General features: G+C 66.7%; 17 protein-coding genes and 1 riboswitch. Of the genes, 2 read left to right on the forward strand and 15 right to left on the reverse strand.

Features of this window, described 5'->3' with window-relative positions; genetic code table 11:
• Positions 1-51: 51 nt before the first annotated feature.
• Positions 52-195, forward strand: a riboswitch (FMN riboswitch).
• A gap of 97 nt (positions 196-292) precedes the next feature.
• Both ER13_RS06425 and ER13_RS06430 read left to right on the forward strand, forming a co-directional pair.
• Positions 293-1,264: a DMT family transporter gene (locus tag ER13_RS06425; protein WP_035307693.1), complete on the forward strand. Its 972-nt coding sequence runs from the start codon at positions 293-295 to the stop codon at positions 1,262-1,264.
• Positions 1,265-1,295: 31 nt separating this feature from the next.
• Positions 1,296-1,961, forward strand: coding sequence for a sulfur transferase domain-containing protein (locus ER13_RS06430; RefSeq protein ID WP_008264112.1), 666 nt, complete (start codon positions 1,296-1,298; stop codon positions 1,959-1,961).
• Between the two features lie 67 nt (positions 1,962-2,028).
• Here the strand turns inward: ER13_RS06430 and ER13_RS06435 are convergent, their stop codons facing one another.
• From ER13_RS06435 to ER13_RS06505, 15 genes are all read right to left on the reverse strand, one after another.
• Positions 2,029-2,232: a hypothetical protein gene (locus ER13_RS06435; protein ID WP_035307695.1), complete on the reverse strand. Its 204-nt coding sequence runs from the start codon at positions 2,230-2,232 to the stop codon at positions 2,029-2,031.
• A gap of 67 nt (positions 2,233-2,299) precedes the next feature.
• Positions 2,300-2,545 (reverse strand): DUF4170 domain-containing protein, encoded by a 246-nt coding sequence (locus ER13_RS06440; RefSeq protein ID WP_008262601.1) that lies wholly within the window; start codon positions 2,543-2,545, stop codon positions 2,300-2,302.
• A 92-nt stretch (positions 2,546-2,637) separates the two neighbouring features.
• Positions 2,638-3,432, reverse strand: coding sequence for a 3'(2'),5'-bisphosphate nucleotidase CysQ (locus ER13_RS06445; protein ID WP_008260397.1), 795 nt, complete (start codon positions 3,430-3,432; stop codon positions 2,638-2,640).
• Positions 3,429-4,796 (reverse strand): TldD/PmbA family protein, encoded by a 1,368-nt coding sequence (locus tag ER13_RS06450; RefSeq protein ID WP_008263313.1) that lies wholly within the window; start codon positions 4,794-4,796, stop codon positions 3,429-3,431. Before ER13_RS06450 ends, ER13_RS06445 begins: the two co-directional genes overlap by 4 nt.
• 54 nt (positions 4,797-4,850) lie before the next feature.
• Positions 4,851-5,258 (reverse strand): MAPEG family protein, encoded by a 408-nt coding sequence (locus ER13_RS06455; RefSeq protein ID WP_035307697.1) that lies wholly within the window; start codon positions 5,256-5,258, stop codon positions 4,851-4,853.
• Positions 5,259-5,261: 3 nt separating this feature from the next.
• Positions 5,262-7,094 carry a M14 family metallopeptidase gene (locus ER13_RS06460; RefSeq protein WP_035307714.1) on the reverse strand — a complete coding sequence of 611 codons (1,833 nt, stop codon included), beginning with the start codon at positions 7,092-7,094 and terminating at the stop codon, positions 5,262-5,264.
• A 755-nt stretch (positions 7,095-7,849) separates the two neighbouring features.
• Positions 7,850-8,317 (reverse strand): hypothetical protein, encoded by a 468-nt coding sequence (locus ER13_RS06465; RefSeq protein WP_052004930.1) that lies wholly within the window; start codon positions 8,315-8,317, stop codon positions 7,850-7,852.
• Between the two features lie 71 nt (positions 8,318-8,388).
• Positions 8,389-9,918 (reverse strand): UbiD family decarboxylase, encoded by a 1,530-nt coding sequence (locus ER13_RS06470; protein WP_035307699.1) that lies wholly within the window; start codon positions 9,916-9,918, stop codon positions 8,389-8,391.
• A gap of 8 nt (positions 9,919-9,926) precedes the next feature.
• The gene (locus ER13_RS06475) at positions 9,927-10,589 is read right to left on the reverse strand and encodes a Pr6Pr family membrane protein (RefSeq protein ID WP_035307700.1); all 663 of its coding nucleotides are present in this window, start codon (positions 10,587-10,589) and stop codon (positions 9,927-9,929) included.
• A 15-nt stretch (positions 10,590-10,604) separates the two neighbouring features.
• Complete coding sequence (locus tag ER13_RS06480; RefSeq protein ID WP_052004932.1) at positions 10,605-11,447, reverse strand: aldo/keto reductase; 843 nt, start codon at positions 11,445-11,447, stop codon at positions 10,605-10,607.
• Positions 11,448-11,479: 32 nt separating this feature from the next.
• The gene (locus ER13_RS06485; RefSeq protein WP_035307702.1) at positions 11,480-12,364 is read right to left on the reverse strand and encodes an alpha/beta hydrolase; all 885 of its coding nucleotides are present in this window, start codon (positions 12,362-12,364) and stop codon (positions 11,480-11,482) included.
• Between the two features lie 57 nt (positions 12,365-12,421).
• Entirely contained in the window at positions 12,422-12,763 is a 342-nt protein-coding gene (locus ER13_RS06490; protein WP_035307704.1) for an MmcQ/YjbR family DNA-binding protein, read from the reverse strand.
• Entirely contained in the window at positions 12,760-13,158 is a 399-nt protein-coding gene (locus tag ER13_RS06495) for a type II toxin-antitoxin system VapC family toxin (protein WP_008263354.1), read from the reverse strand. The genes ER13_RS06490 and ER13_RS06495 overlap by 4 nt, the downstream gene beginning before the upstream one ends.
• Positions 13,155-13,397, reverse strand: coding sequence for an AbrB/MazE/SpoVT family DNA-binding domain-containing protein (locus tag ER13_RS06500; RefSeq protein ID WP_008263152.1), 243 nt, complete (start codon positions 13,395-13,397; stop codon positions 13,155-13,157). Before ER13_RS06500 ends, ER13_RS06495 begins: the two co-directional genes overlap by 4 nt.
• Before the next feature lie 24 nt (positions 13,398-13,421).
• Positions 13,422-15,143, reverse strand: a 1,722-nt coding sequence (locus ER13_RS06505) for a gamma-glutamyltransferase family protein (protein ID WP_035307720.1), incomplete at its 5' end; no start/stop codon positions are given.

Here is a 15,143-nt window from a genome sequence, read left to right on the forward strand (position 1 = left end):
AGGTTGAAGATCGAGCGGCCTTTTTCTAAGTAGGGTGCGCAGGTTCGCCTGCAGTGTTCTCAGGGCGGGGTGCAATTCCCCACCGGCGGTAAGGCGGCGACGCCAAGCCCGCGAGCGCTCCCCCGGCTTGGGGAGGTCAGCAGATCCGGTGTGATTCCGGGGCCGACGGTATAGTCCGGATGAAAGAGAACGGGACCCAACGCCTCGCGGCGTTCGTCGCTCGTGCTTGAGCGGCGGGCGCGGCGCGTCGTCGCCCGTAACCCTGGAAAACTGGTTACGGAAAGGACGACCATTGAACCAGATTTCCTCGCCTTCCTCCCGCGCCGCCGCCTGGGGCGCGCTGTTGATGCTGTCGGCCAGTCTTGTCTTCGCCGGTGGCAACACCCTGCAATCGGTCCTGCCGCGCCAGTCCGGCATGAGTTCGACGGGCATGGCCTTCTGGCAATATCTGATCGCTTCGGTCCTGATGCTGCCGATCGTGGTGCGGATCGGACTGGACAAGCTGAAGACGCGCCGGCCCCTGGCGCATTTGATCCGCGCCTTTGCATCGGCCCTGGGTGTGCACGTCTTCGTCTACGGCTTCGTCTCGGGCGTGCCGATCTGGCAGATGGTGACGCTGTTGGCGACCGGCCCCCTGTTCGTCATCATCGGCTCGACCCTGTTTCTGGGGGAGCGGGTGTCGGCCTCGCGGATCGGCGCAGCGGTGATCGGCTTCATCGGCGCCGTCATTGTCTCAGGCGTCGGAGCCGAAGGCCTGGGATGGGCCGCCCTGACCCCGGTCCTGGCCGCCGCCCTTTGGGCCGTCACCGATGTGATGACCCGCTGGTTGGCCCGGGAGGAGACGCCCGAAACCCTGACCGTATCCCTGCTGGTCCTGATCACGCCCAGCCATCTAGCGCTTCTGCTCTTGGCGAACGCCTTCTCCTTCGCCCTTCCGGCCGGAGTGGCGACGGACCTGGCCTTCGCCCTGCCGCAGGGCGCGGGTCTGCTGCTGTTGCTGGCCCTGGGCGGCCTGACGGCCGCTGCGCAATATCTCCTGGCCTCCGCCTACAGGCTGGCCGACGCGGCCTATCTTCAGCCCTTCGCCGATCTGAAAGCGCCGCTGGCCGGTCTCGTGGGCTGGCTTCTGCTGGGCCAGACGCCCTCGATCTGGTTCTGGCCTGGCGCCGCCCTGGTCGTCGGCGCCTCGATCTTCATCTTCTGGATCGAGGGTCGGGCGCCGCAGGGCGGGGCCGCCACGGCCCCCGTCGCAAGCGGAGGATGACGCGGCGGCTCAGGATCGCTATCTGGCGGCCATGGCGCGCTTTGATCTTTCGACCGCGATGGGCCGTTTCCGGGCGCATTGGCACTATTTCTGGGCGGACCACGCCTTCCTGCGCCTGGCGTTTTCCAACGCCCACTGGCTGGGTCCAGACCTTGTGCGCACCAACCAGCCGTCGCCGCGCCAGTTGGCCTATTGGAAGAAGAAGGGCGTCAAGACTGTCATCAATCTGCGCGGCCAACGCGACGAGGGCTATTACTGGCTGGAGAAGGAAGCCTGCGAACGCCTGGGCCTGACCCTGATCGACGCGCCGCTGGACTCGCGCGACCCGCCCGAGACGGACCGGATTCACCGCGCGCGTCGCCTGTTCACGACCATCGAATACCCGGTGCTGATCCACTGCAAGTCGGGTGCGGACCGGGCGGGCATGATGGCCGTCTTCTATCGCCACTTCCATCTGGGCGAACCGATCTCGGTCGCCATGGCGGAGCTGTCGAAGAAGTACCTCCACTCGCGCGAGGGCCTCACCGGTGTGCTGGACTATACGCTGGAGAAATACGTCAGCGAGATCGAGCCGCGCGGGATCAGTTTCATCGACTGGATCGACAGCCCCGACTACGACCCCAAGGCGATCCGCGCCGAGTTCAAGGCCGGCTGGTGGGGCACGCTGCTGACCGAGAAGTTGCTGAAGCGGGAGTAGGCCACGCTGTCTCTGCATCCGTCACCCTAGGAACAAGTCCGGGTTACGGGCGTGAAGGAGCGGCGGCTCAGCCCCAGGGGCCTTTCGGGGGCTGGTCTCCGCGTTCGCGGGCTTCCGCATCAAGCTCGGCGTCGCGCCGCGCCTTGCGGTCGGCCTCCCACTTCTTGAACCAGCGCGCATACCCGATCTGCCCGCGCAGCGAGATGCTGAAGAGGGCCAGCACCGCCAGCAGGCTGACCAGTTGGAAGATCTGTTGCGGTTCCAGGTTCATGTTCTTCCTCGCATCCAGACTTCAACGTCGGATCAGGGAGCCGGTTCGGCTCCCTGATGTCGCAGGATCAGGCCGCGTCGCCGCGCGGGTCGATCAGCTTGTGGGCGTGCAGGATGAAATAGCGCATGTGGGCGTTGTCGACCGTCGCCTGAGCGCGGGCCTTCCAGGCCTTCTTGGCTTCGTCGTAGCTGCCGAAGGCGCCGACGAATTCGATTTGCGAAAGATCGCGGAACGTCGGCTCGCCCAGGTGACGCAGTTCGCCGCCGATGACGAGGTGAAGCAGCTGGGGCGGGACGGAGGATTGATCGACCATCGGGTGTCCTTGAAGTCTGGGGAGGGCTTTGCCGGGGCATAGGCCCAGAACGCCTAAGGATCAATGTATGACAGGGTTTTTCAACCCAAGCCTTAGGTCGATAGCGGCACGTTTTTACAGCGCCGAACGATCAGCGGGTGCAGGGCCGGAGCGGCGCAGACCAGGCTGGCCTGACGCGGATCGGGTCGGTTGAACCGCCACGGCCGGCCGTGATGGTCGGTGACGCGGGCGCCGGCCTCTTCGGCGATCAGGCTGCCCGCGGCCACGTCCCAGTCCCATTTGGGCGTCAGGGCCAGGGCGGCGTCAAAGGCGCCGGCGGCGACCAGGGCCATCCGGTAGGCCAGGGCGTTGCGCTTGGCGAACCGCAGCACCGGCCAGGGCTCGTCCCAATGCGACCCCTCGATCATCCGCGCATCGCCCAGCACCGAGGCGTCGTCCAGGGTCTCGGCGTCGGACGCCCGGATCACGGCCCCATTGCGCTGCGCGCCGCCGCCGCGCGCCGCCGCATAGGTTTCCTGAACCTCGGGCGCATGGATGGCGGCGGCCACCACCTGGCCGTCCTCGACGACCGCGATGGGCACGCACCACCAGGGCTGGCGCTTCATATAGGCCACCGTGCCGTCCACCGGATCGACGACGAAGATTCGGCGCTTCGACAAGCGTTCGGGCGTGTCCGCCGTCTCTTCCGACAGCCAGCCATAGTCGGGCCGGGCGGCCAGCAGCCGGTCCTTCAGCATGGCGTCCACCGCCAGGTCGCCGCTGGTGACGGGCGACCCGCCGACCTTGGACTCGATCCTCAGCCCGGCCTCGCGCTCTGCGACCGCCAGCGCCCCGGCGTCGATCGCCGCCTGGCGGATCAGCTCCAGATCTGAGGCTAGATCGATCATTTGCCCGCTATGGCCACCGCGTCGAACATCAGGCTGGGCACATTGAACCCGCCCCGGAACTCCAGGTCCGACCCGCGTTGGAGGCGCAGATAAAGCTCGGGCAGCTTGCCGGCCACCGTGACCTCGTTGACCGGATAGGCGATCTCGCCGTTCTCGAACCAGAAGCCGGACACCCCGGCGGACCAGTCGCCGGTGTTTCCGTTCAGCGACGGCCCGAACATCGACGTGACCAGCAGACCCGTCCCCGCATCGGCCATCAGGCCGGCCAGATCGCGGTCGCCCGGCTCCATGTGCAGATTGTGGGTTCCGACCCCCGGCGGTCCCGCCAGGCCGCGCGAGGCGTGACCGGTGGACTGCAGGCCCAGTTGGCGGGCCGAGGCGCAGTTCAGCAGCCAGGTGGTCAGGACGCCGTCGTCGAACAGGGCGCGCCGCTCGACCGCGACCCCTTCGTCGTCGAACGGCGTCGATCCCAGGCCGCGCGGCCGGAACGGATCGTCGATCAGGGTCACCCCTTCGGCGAACACCCTCTGGCCCATCCGGTCCTTCAGGAAGGAGGTGCCCCGCGCGATCGACGGGCCCGAAATGGCGCCGATGGCCGGCGAGACGATCTGGCCGGCCATGCGGTTGTCGAAGATGACCGGGGCGGTGGTCGAGGCGATCTTGCGCGCCCCGGTTCGGGCCACGGCGCGCTCGCCGGCCGTGCGCCCGATGATCTCGGCGCCCGGCAGGTCGACCAGATGCCGGGTCGAACGGCTCTCGCCGCCACGCTCCATGGCCCCGTCCTTTTCGGCGATCACCCCGACGCCCAGCGAAAAGGCCGAGCCCCGATAGTCGCCTTCGAACCCGTGCGAGGTGACCAGTCGCCATTGGCTGGACGACCAGGACGCATGCCCGCCCTCGGATCGGGCGACGCCCTCGACCGCCAGCGCCGCTGTCTCGGCCTCGGCGGAAACCTGTTCCAGAATCAAGGCGGTCCGTTCGCTGGGATCGAACAGGTCCAGATCGACGAAGGGCCCGCGCGCCAGCCGATCTTCGGGGGCGAAACCGGCGTGGGGATCTTCCGGCGCCAGGCGCGCCATGGCCACGGCGCGTTCCACCAGGCGGGTGCGGGTTTCGGGCGACAGGTCCGACGCCGACACCGAGGCCTGACGCTGGCCGACGAAGACCCGCAGGCCCAGATCGCGCGATTCCTCACGCTCCACGTCTTCCAGCTTGCCGTTGCGCACCCCGACCGACAGGGACCGACGATCGGCGCTGACCGCCTCGGCGGCGTCGGCGCCGGCCCTCAGGGCCGCCTGGACGATGTCATTCAGAAGATCGGGCAGAAGATCGGTGGAAACAGGCGCATCTAGGGTGTCGGTCATGCCCCGATATGGCGGACACCCCGCCGCGCCGCAACCTGTTGCGCTGCAACAGGATCAGACGACGGCGAAGGCGATCAGGCCGACGGCGGCGGTCAGCAGCGCCACCCAGGTCAGCAACATGCCGATGACACGGCCCAGCGACGGCCCCGTCTGGAACAGCAGGCCCAGGGCATGGACCACGCGCCCGACCAGCAGGGTCGCGCCGACGGCATGCACCATCCACGCCGGAGCGCCGACGGCGGCCAGCAACAGCATGGCGATCATGCCCGGCGCCGCATATTCGGCGCAGTTGCCGAAAGCGCGGGTCGCGGCCGCCAGATCGGGGTTCCCGCCGTCGCCGAACGAGACCATGTGCTTGCGCCGCCCGCTGACCACTATCCCCGACAGGACCAGCATCAGCAGGATCAGCAGGCCGCTCCACAGGGCGGCGGCCTGGACGGCTTGCATCAGGGGTGTGGTCATCGATCAGTCCTCGCGGCCGACGGGATAGAGCAGATAGCGGTCGTCGTAGAAGGGCGTCCGCTCATAGAACCAGGCCAGCCGCGCCTGCGGATCGGCGGCGAACGCGGGCTCGGCGGCCAGCTTGGCCTCGAACTCGGCCTTCAGCGCCGGGTCGGCGGCCAGCATCTTTTCCGCCAGGGGCGCGATGGCGTAGGCCTCGATATATTCGACCCGGCTCATGACCTCGGGGAACATGCCCCAGGCGAAGAAGCTCTCGCTGGACTGCGGCTCCAGCAGCAGCACCACGATGTCGCCCAGCGGCTGATCGGTCGGCACGCGCACCGAACCGGTCGGGAAGGTCCAGTCACGGCGCTCGATCTCGACCGTCTTCACCGAGGCCTGGACATGACCTTCGTTGGCCCGCGTCGCCAGTTTCGGCTCGACCAGGCGCAACATCGACAGGTTGATCGTGCGCGGCGCCTCGACCGTCTCCATCTCGACGCCGTGGATCTTCAGCCGCTCGATGATGTCGGTGCGATAGCTCGGTATCCAATAGGCCGTCGGGCGGTTCAGGGTCAGCGTCGGCTTGGACCCATAGAAGGGCATCGACCACAACTCGGGATCGGGCCGGCCCAACCAGCGCACCTCGTCGCGACCCGAGGCCGGGCTGTGGTACATCTCGTACAGAACGCCCTTGAACGGCCGCGTGGAGGAGGGGGCCTCTTCCGCCTCGAAGTTCGCCAGGATTTCGGCGGGACGCAGGGCCCGGTCCTGATCCGTCGCCGCCTTCAGCGCCGCGCCCTGATCCGCCAGCATCCGCATCGCCTCTTCGATGAACACATACGTGCCCAGCACCCGCTGCTCGTGCGGCTTCAGGCTGTGGTTCTCGATCAATATGGTCGGCACATGGGCCGCAGAGCCCCAGCCGTTCGAGAACCGCTCGCCCAGGCCGCCGTCCGACAGCCCCTTCTTCGGCTCGTCGTCGTCGATGCCGAACACCAGCTCGCCGGGGATATGACCCTCGCGCTCCAGCGCTCCGTTCATCGCCGGCTTGAACACCGTGTCCAGCCAGGCCGAGCTGTGCGGCGAGCGGCTGAACGACCCGTCCTCGCCGTTGAAGCCGTAGGTGACGTCGTACTGGTAATCCAGGCCGTCGGTGACGTGGACGTCGACATACAGGTCCGGCCGGTATTTCAGGATCAGGCCCCGCACCGCCCGCATCTCGGGCTGGTCCAGCTTCAGATAGTCGCGGTTCAGGTTCTGGTTCGTCGCCGTATTGCGCCAGCCCTGAATGCGCGGCCCGCGCTGGTTCGGCCGGGAATAGGCGCTGGCCCGCTCATGCCCGTCCACGCTCAGGATCGGGATCAGGATCAGATTGACCCGGTCCAGCAGGGCGTCCTTGCCGTAGAAGGCGATGTCGCGCAGCACCATCATGCCCGCGTCCTTGCCGTCGATCTCGCCGGGGTGGATGCCCGCCTGGATCATCAGCACCGGCTTGGCCGGATCGAAGGTCGGGCCATCCTTGGACGCGATCACTGCATAGATCGGCCGCCCCTCGGGCGAGACGCCGAACTGTTCGATGCGGATCAGGTCGCTCGCCTGATCCAGCCGGTCGAACCAGGCCCGGGTGTCGGCGTAGTTGGGCGAGAAATCATGCGCCGGATCGGCCTCGAACGCCGTGACCCAGGGATCGGAGGCGTCGCGCAGCAAGGCCTTGGACGCCCCGTTCCATTGAGGTGCGGGCGGCAGGAAGGCCTGGTCCCACGGCGCGGTGTTGGGAAGCGTCTGGGACATGGCGGGGCTCACGCTACAGGCAAGGGCGGCAAGAAGGGCCGCAATCAGGGAAGTGGATCGCATGGCCTTTCGTGAGCCGATTGCCTCGGCCTGACAAGTATGACCCGCGCCGCCCAGCGCGGGCGCCCACCCCCCCCCCTTGACCAGCAGGGCGGCTGAGTTGGCCATGCCCCACAGGCTGTAGAGCAGCACCACGATCAGGGCGCCCACGGCGACCCTGCGCCACGGCGCGAACGCCGCCGTTGCCGTCCCGGTCACGAAGATCGTCACCCCGACCCACAGCCTTGCCGACCCGGCCAAGCGGCCGAACTCCGCATTCATCTGCGCCAGGATGATCACCACCACCGCCACGATCAGATTGGCCGCCAGGACACAGCCGAACACCAGCCGCCGGTGGGCCCAGAAATGGTCGTCCAGGTCGATCCGCTCGTCGCCGCCCTCGGCCGAAACGCGCGGAAAGGTCACGCTGGCCGCCACATAGAAGGTCGCCGCAATGCTCAGCGAGACCAGTAGGACGAAGGTGTTGAACGGCGCGCCTCGGAAGATCACCCAGGCCTGGTTCCAGAAGGTGGCGATGTCGATAGCCACGAACAGGGCCAGCAGCGGCGTCAGCCAGCCGAACCGGATTCGCCGTTTCTCATGCAGGACTCGCGCAAATCCGCCGACCAGTTCAGCGACCGACAGGCCCAGCAGCAGGCCGTAAAAGCTGAAGAAGAATTCGAACGCGCTCACATGGCCCCCGGCTGAGTCGTGCTAACCTATTGCCAGCTCAGCAGCCTGTCGCTCCCAAATTCACCGCGCCATGCCGAGCGCGAATCTTAAGCTGCTCGCCGAAAATCCATGACCCAGTTCAGCTCCCAAGCCCGTCCGTCGTCGTACGAGAAATGTTGGGCCCAGCGCGGCGTCTCCGTGTTCACACGCGACCACTCGAAGCGTGCAAGGATCGGCCGCTCGCCATCTATGTCGGGTCCTTCGAGGCGGCAGCCCTCGTCGTGAAACCGGCCAACGACCGGCGGCGTCAACCGGCCATCGCGGTCGCTTATCCAGTAGATCGACCACTCGTCGGTCGCCAGATTTAGCGTTCGCAGAGAAACGCCACGCCAACCGCGTTCGGGACAGTCGTGCTGTTCGATATTGGCGATTCCACCCATGCGGGGCTCTGTGAACGCCGTCCCGTGCGCGATGTCCCAATCATCTGAGCCGACGCCCCGGCTTACCAGTCTGCGGTGTTCAACCTCCCAGTGGCCAAACAGGAAGTCGAAGTCATGGATGTGTGAACGTATCATGGCGGCAGCTCCAGCTATGCCGCATCCCTAAAGCGCCCAACTGCCAAATGCTGTCAGCATTCGCAGGCCGTCTACTTCCAGATCGGCGTCCCGTCGCCTGGCAAACCCAGCCGGCCCCACAGGTCGTTGACCCGTTCGATCACCGCCTCATCCATGCGGATTTCCTCGCCCCATTCGCGCTTGGTCTCGGGCGGCCATTTGTCCGTCGCGTCCAGGCCGATCTTGGAGCCCAGGCCGCTCTCGGGGCTGGCGAAGTCCAGATAGTCGATGGGCGTCGACTCGATCACGGTGATGTCGCGCGCCGGGTCCATCTTGGTCGAGATGGCCCACATGACGTCCTTCCAGTCGCGGGCGTCGATGTCGTGGTCCACGACGATGACCCATTTGGTGTACATGAACTGGCGCAGATAGCTCCACACGCCCAGCATCACCCGCTTGGCGTGGCCCGGATAGGCCTTCTTCATCGACACCACGGCGATTCGGTAGCTGCACCCCTCGGGCGGCAGCCAGAAGTCGACGATCTCGGGGAATTGCTGGCGCAGCAGGGGAATGAAGACCTCGTTCAGCGCCTCGCCCAGCACGCTGGGCTCGTCCGGCGGACGGCCGGTGAAGGTGGTCAGATAGATCGGGTCCTTGCGCATGGTGATCGCGCTGACCTGGAAGACCGGGAACTTCTCGACGGAATTATAATAGCCGGTGTGGTCGCCATACGGCCCCTCGTCCTCGAACTCGTTCAGCAGGACATGGCCTTCCAGCACGATCTCGGCCTGGGCCGGCACCATCAGCGGCACGGTCTTGCACGGGACCAGCTCGGCCTTGGCCCCCCGCATCAGGCCGGCGAACTGATATTCCGACAGGGTGTCCGGCACGGGCGTCACCGCCGCCAGGATCGTGCCCGGATCGGCGCCCAGGACCACGGCGCAGGGCAGGGGCTCCTTGGGCCGGGCCTTCTTGTGCCGGGCGTAGTGCTGCGCCCCGCCGCGATGCGCCAGCCAGCGCATGATGGCCCTGTCCTTGCCCAGGACCTGCATCCGATAGATGCCCAGGTTGAAGTCGTCCTCGCGATCCTCGCTTGGCCCCTTGGTCACGACCAGGCCCCAGGTGATCAGGGGCGCCGGCTCGCCGGGCCAGCACGACTGAACGGGCAGGGCGGTCAGGTCGATCTGATCGCCCTTCAGCACCACCTCCTGCACCGGCGCCTTCTTCACCGTCCTGGGCCGCATCGACATGACGGTCTGGGCCAGGGGCAGCATCTCCATCGCGTCGCCCAGGCCGCGCGGCGGCGTCGGATTGCGCAGGAAGGCCAGCAACTCCCCGACCTCGCGCAGCTCGCCCGCCGTCGTGCGGTTCTTGCCTTCCAGCGTCACCCCCATGGCGACCCGTTTCACCGTGCCGAACAGATTGGCCAGGCAGGGGATGGGGCTGATCGTCCCGTCCGGCATGACCGGCTTCTCGAACAGCACCGCCGGTCCGCCGTTTCGCAGCAGCCGGGTCTGGATCTCGGTCATCTCCAGCACGGTCGAGACCGGCTCGGAAACCCGCACCAGCTCGCCCTGGGCTTCCAGCTGGTCGATGAAGTCACGCAGGGATTTGTAGGCCATGCCTCCGCCTAAAGCGCCGGGGCCGAACTGTCACGCCTCGTTCGACTGAAGGCCCGATCCAGCCCGACCAGCGCCAGCCCGACCAGCAGGAAACAGACCAGCAGGCCGGCGAACACCGCCAGGACCCGGCCCAGGCCCAACTCGTCCACATTGACGAACCCATAGGGCCACCAGTGGGTCATAAGTCCGTGAACCAGCGTCCAGACGCCGAAGATCAGCGGGAACCCGAGCGCCTTCACCGGATCGATCCATCGCAGTCGGCCTCTCGGCGTGAACCACAGCCAGTCCAGCAGGAAGGCGGCGGGCATGACGTAGTGCAGCACCAGATTGACGCCCAGGGTCAGCCCCTCGGGGCTCCAGTAGGGGGCGATCATGAAATGATACACCACCCCGACGATCAGGATGTAGGTCGTCGCGGCGGCGCGGAAGGCCGGCGACGCCGTCCAGCGCGCCAGGGGTCTTGTGGGCTTCAGCAACGGCCCGGTCAGCGCCAGGGCGACCAGGATGTTGGTCAGTATGGTGAAGAAGCTGAAGTACTGGACGGTGCGCGTCACCACCGCCCAGCCGTCCGCCGGCCCCGCCATCAGCAGGTACTGCAGGACCAGCGCCGCCCAGCCGGTCACGGCGAAGGCGGCGCGCCAAAGACGCGGGCGATCCCGGTCACGCAACATGCGCGCCTCCCCTGATCAAGCGGCGGCCTTGTCCCACTGGTAAGCCGGATCCAGCCAGTCGCCCAGCCGCTCGCCGCGATCCAGGGCGTCCATCCGCTGCATCTCCTCGCCCGAGAGTTCGAAGTCGAAAATGTCGAAATTCTCACGCGCCCGGCTTTCCTTGGTCGTGCGCGGAATGGCGATGATCCGGTTCTGGATCAGCCAGCGCAGGGTGACCTGGCCGTTGGTCTTGCCGTGAGCCTCGGCGATTTCGGAGATCGTCCTGTCGTCGGCGATCTTGCCCTGGGCCAGGGGCGACCAGGCGGTGATCGACGACCCCAGCTCGGCCGCCGTCGCCACCAGTTGGTCGATCCCCAGATAGGGATGGTGTTCGACCTGGTTGGTGATCAGCCGCGCCTTGGACAGGCTCTGCGCCTGCCGGAACTCCTTGGACGGGAAGTTCGACAGGCCGATCGACTTGGTCAGACCCTGGTCCTTCGCTTCGTTCAGCGCCCCCAGAGTCTCTTCGAACGTCGGCGTCGGCTTGGGCCAGTGCAGCAGCAGCAAATCCGGCGTCGTGCCCAGGCTTTCGGCGGATTCCTTCGCCTGTTTCAGCAGGGCGTCATGGGTGAAATGCTCGACCCAGATCTTGGTGGTCAGGAAGATGTCCTCGCGGGCCACGCCCGAATCGACGATGCCTTCGCCGACCGCCTTCTCGTTCTTGTAGATCCAGGCCGTGTCGATGTGGCGATAACCGATCCGCAGGGCCTCCGCGACCATCCGGCGCGCGTCCGCCGGCTCCAGCTGCCAGGTGCCGAAGCCGAGCAGGGGGATCTCGACGCCATCGACGGTGATTGTGGGCTGATCGCCGTAAGCCATGGGGAAATCCTTCGTTTTCGGGAGCAGCACAGTTAGGCGCCGGCTCCGGTCTTCGTAACCCCTGCGTCGAACCAATCCAGGATTTCCTGCCACAGCGGCTCCAGCCCCTTGCGGAAGGCGCCCTCGTGGCCGACCCGTCGCACCCCATAGTCGGGGCCGTCACGCACCACGACCTCGGACGGGGCGTTGGGATAGGCTTTCAGCAGGGCCGCCCCCGTGCCCGGCGTGGCGATGGGGTCGTCCGGAAAGATCCAGGACCGGATCGGCGCCCGAACCGCATCGAACCCCTGGGGCTCCAGCGCGCCGGACTTCAGCTCGTCCAGGAAATAGGCCGGCTTCAGGCACCACCGTTTCCAGGTCTCGAACACCCCGCGCGGCAGGTCGGTCCCCCGCCACAGCCTGCCGGCGCGGACATAGCCGTGGCGTCGCAGATGGTGCGGCCCGAAACCGAACCAGAAGAACAGCTCGATCGGATTATAGGTCCGATGGTGTCCGCCCCACCATCCGGTCCCGACCGAGACGAAGGCGTGCCGCCCGATCTCGGCCTGGTTCGGCATGAAGCCGACGAAATGGCCCCCGACGCTGTGTCCGACGTGGAAGATCGGCAGACCCGGCGCCGCCTTCTTCAACGCCTTCAGCGCGGCCGGCATGTCCAGCCGACCCCAGTCGGGATAGTCCATCTCCATCGCCGCCAGATCCTCGGGCCGCGACCCGCCGATTCCGCGATAGTCATAGGTCAGGACCACGCAGCCCCGCTCGGCCATCCAGCGCGCGAACCGCGCATAGAAGCCGCGCGGAAACCCCGTGCCCGCCGAGACCAGCACCGCCATCCTCGGCGCATCGCCCCGGAACAGCGTCGCCTCCAGCGGCCAGCCGTCCAAGGCCTTGATGACCCGATCCTCAACCGCCCGCCCCATGTGGTTTCTGTCCGTTGTTATTTTCAACGGACCCTGCATGGTTTCCCCAACGTCAGGTCAAGCGGCGTCGTAGTCCTTCACCAGCCGCTTCGGCGCCACCTTGCGCCACCGCCTTTCCAGCGCCGCCTTCAGCCAGACGGGATCGACCGCAGCGATCCGCGCCAGCACGATCGGGTGGTCGCGGTAGTGGTCGGTGAAGTGAAAGGTCGCGGGGTCCATCTCGATCAGCAATTCGCGCTCATCCAGGTTATCCAGATGCACCACGATACTGTCGTCCAGCTTCGGACGCAGCCAGGTGAAGAACTTCCCCGCCACCTTGAACGATGGCTCGCCATAGGAGACGCCGTCCTCGACGCCGGGCAACGACAGCAACAGGGCGCGCACCTCGTCACGGGTCATGGCGCGATCAGCTCAAGCTCGGGAAAATAGGTACGATACCGCGCTCCGTCGCGCGTCAGCAGCCTGTATCCGGCGACCAGGGCGTGGGCGCCGATGAAGAAGTCAGGCAGGGGCGAAGTCCGAACACCGCCCCGCCGACGATAGGCCTGAAAAGCCTTGCCGGCCAGAAAGGCGGCTTCGAACGGCAGGCCTTCGCGATCAAACGGAGCCAGCAGTGCTTCCACCGTGTCTGCATTAAGAAACGGAATTGAGACCTCCGCATAGATGATCGGATTGATCACCAGCGCCCCTTCCGCATTCAGGATCGCTGAGGCTTGGCTCGCTGACCAGTCATGCCAAGACAGCGTCTCGTCGATCAGGTCGATCAGCACATTGCTGTCGATCAGAACCCTCATTCGCCCCGCGTCATCGCCATGACGTCGTCCGTCGTCATGTTCAGGGCGGAACGATACCGTTGCATATGCTCAATCAGTGCGCGCCCGCGGTCTTTCGCCGCGTGCGGTCGGTCGTTGGCCGCACGAATGGTCAGGACGCCGCTGTCGATCCGGACCGACAACTCGTCGTCAGGCCCGAAACCGGCCTGTTCCACCAGTTCCGCCGGAATAACGACCTGACCCTGAGCGCCGATCTTCATGACCCGATCATAACATCCCCGCCCTCAATAGGCGATGGCGATCCCGTCCTTGCGCATCTCGGTCGCCGCGCCATAGGTCCAGCGTCCGCCGGGGTTCATCTGCTTCATGATGTTCTGATAGCCGCCGAACCCGCCGTCCGGCTCGCCCAGGGTCCAGCCCATCGCTCGCAACTGCGCCTTGGTCGCCTCGGGCACGCCGCTCTCCAGGTGCAGCACCCCGGTCCCCTCCTGCGCCTGGCCGGTCGGTTCGGACGAGCCATAGTGTTGCCAGCGCGGCGCATCCCCCGCCGCCTGGGGTTCAAGCCCATAATCGACCATGTTGATGATGATCTGGGCCTGGCCCTGGGGCTGCATGGCGCCGCCCATGACGCCGAAGGCCATCCAGGGCTCGCCGTCCTTGACCGCGAAACCGGGGATAATGGTCTGGAACGGCCGCTTGCCGGGCGCATAGACGTTGGGATGGCCGTCGCTCAGGGCGAACAGCTCGCCCCGGTCCTGGAACATGAAGCCCAGCGGTTCCGACCCATTGTCCGGCGCCAGGCCCGAGCCCATGCCGCGATAGTTGGACTGGATCCAGCTGACCATCATCCCGTCGCTGTCGGCGACGCTGAAATAGGTGGTGTCGCCATGGTGCGGGGCGTCGCCGGGCATGACGCGGTCCATCACCCGGTCCGGCCGGATCAGCCTGGCCCGTTCGGCGGCATAGGCCTTTGAGTTCAGCCATTCGACCGGGGTCTTGGAGAATCGGTCGTCGGCGAACCAGCGCGCCCGGTCCTCGAACGCCAGCCGCTTGGCCTCGGCCTGGACGTGCAGCGAGGCGGCGGACTGGAAGCCCATGGATTTCAGGTCGAACTGTTCGCAGATGTTCAGGATCTGGTTGGTCGACAGGCCCTGGGTGTTGGGGCCCAGGCCGAAGACGTCCACGCCGCGATAATTGGTCTGGATCGGCTCGACCCATTCGGTGCGGTGGGCGGCCATGTCGGCGCGGGTCATCCAGCCGCCGATCCGCTTGAAATAGGCCTCGATGCTGTCGGCGATGGGGCCGTCATAGAAGGCGTCGCGCCCGCCCTCGGCGATCATCCGCAGGGTCCGGCCCAGATAGGGGTTGGCGAAGACCTCCCCCACCTTGGGCGTCGCCCCGCCGGCGGCCCAGATGCGCTTCCTATTGTCGTTCTCCTCAATGGGGATCACGCCCCGGTCGAAGGCCGCCATATTGCGTTCCAGGTAGTAGGCGATGACCTGGGGCACGGGCGCGCCCTGTTCGCACAGCTCGGCGACCGGCAGCAGGACATCCTTCCACGGCAGCTTGCCATAGCGTTGGTGCGCGCTCCACCAGGCGTCCACCGTGCCGGGCACATTCACCGTCACCGCCCCATAACGCGGCAGATAGCCTTCGATGGCCTTGGACCGCGCGGTTTCCAGGCTGAGGCCCCGCGGACTGGCGCCGGACCCGTTCAGCCCGACCACCGTCTTCTGTTTCGGGTCCCACAGCAGGCAATAGGCGTCGCCGCCGATGCCGTTGGCCACCGGCTCCAGGAAGCCCAGGGCCGCATTGATGGCGATGGCCGCGTCGATGGCCGATCCGCCGCGCCTCAGGGTGTCGATGCCGATCAGGCTGGCCGCCGGATGCGCCGTCGCCGCCGCCCCGTTCGCGCCCCAGACGGTTGAGCGGCCCATGAATTTCGGTCCCGTGACCCGGTCGCCGGTGCCGACCCCGGCGTAGGGATCGGCGGGACGGGCAGGGGC

It is taken from the genome of Brevundimonas sp. EAKA, from assembly GCF_000698025.1.
Taxonomy (GTDB): domain Bacteria; phylum Pseudomonadota; class Alphaproteobacteria; order Caulobacterales; family Caulobacteraceae; genus Brevundimonas; species Brevundimonas mediterranea_A.

Bases quoted from the DNA above. Each gene is read 5' to 3' on its own strand.
- ER13_RS06430 (WP_008264112.1), top strand. From the start codon at position 1,296: ATGGCGCGCTTTGATCTTTCGACCGCGATGGGCCGTTTCCGGGCGCAT.
- ER13_RS06435 (WP_035307695.1), bottom strand. From the start codon at position 2,232: ATGAACCTGGAACCGCAACAGATCTTCCAACTGGTCAGCCTGCTGGCG.
- ER13_RS06440 (WP_008262601.1), bottom strand. From the start codon at position 2,545: ATGGTCGATCAATCCTCCGTCCCGCCCCAGCTGCTTCACCTCGTCATC.
- ER13_RS06445 (WP_008260397.1), bottom strand. From the start codon at position 3,432: ATGATCGATCTAGCCTCAGATCTGGAGCTGATCCGCCAGGCGGCGATC.
- ER13_RS06450 (WP_008263313.1), bottom strand. From the start codon at position 4,796: ATGACCGACACCCTAGATGCGCCTGTTTCCACCGATCTTCTGCCCGAT.
- ER13_RS06455 (WP_035307697.1), bottom strand. From the start codon at position 5,258: ATGACCACACCCCTGATGCAAGCCGTCCAGGCCGCCGCCCTGTGGAGC.
- ER13_RS06460 (WP_035307714.1), bottom strand. From the start codon at position 7,094: ATGCGATCCACTTCCCTGATTGCGGCCCTTCTTGCCGCCCTTGCCTGT.
- ER13_RS06465 (WP_052004930.1), bottom strand. From the start codon at position 8,317: ATGATACGTTCACACATCCATGACTTCGACTTCCTGTTTGGCCACTGG.
- ER13_RS06470 (WP_035307699.1), bottom strand. From the start codon at position 9,918: ATGGCCTACAAATCCCTGCGTGACTTCATCGACCAGCTGGAAGCCCAG.
- ER13_RS06475 (WP_035307700.1), bottom strand. From the start codon at position 10,589: ATGTTGCGTGACCGGGATCGCCCGCGTCTTTGGCGCGCCGCCTTCGCC.
- ER13_RS06480 (WP_052004932.1), bottom strand. From the start codon at position 11,447: ATGGCTTACGGCGATCAGCCCACAATCACCGTCGATGGCGTCGAGATC.
- ER13_RS06485 (WP_035307702.1), bottom strand. From the start codon at position 12,364: ATGGGGCGGGCGGTTGAGGATCGGGTCATCAAGGCCTTGGACGGCTGG.
- ER13_RS06490 (WP_035307704.1), bottom strand. From the start codon at position 12,763: ATGACCCGTGACGAGGTGCGCGCCCTGTTGCTGTCGTTGCCCGGCGTC.
- ER13_RS06495 (WP_008263354.1), bottom strand. From the start codon at position 13,158: ATGAGGGTTCTGATCGACAGCAATGTGCTGATCGACCTGATCGACGAG.
- ER13_RS06500 (WP_008263152.1), bottom strand. From the start codon at position 13,397: ATGAAGATCGGCGCTCAGGGTCAGGTCGTTATTCCGGCGGAACTGGTG.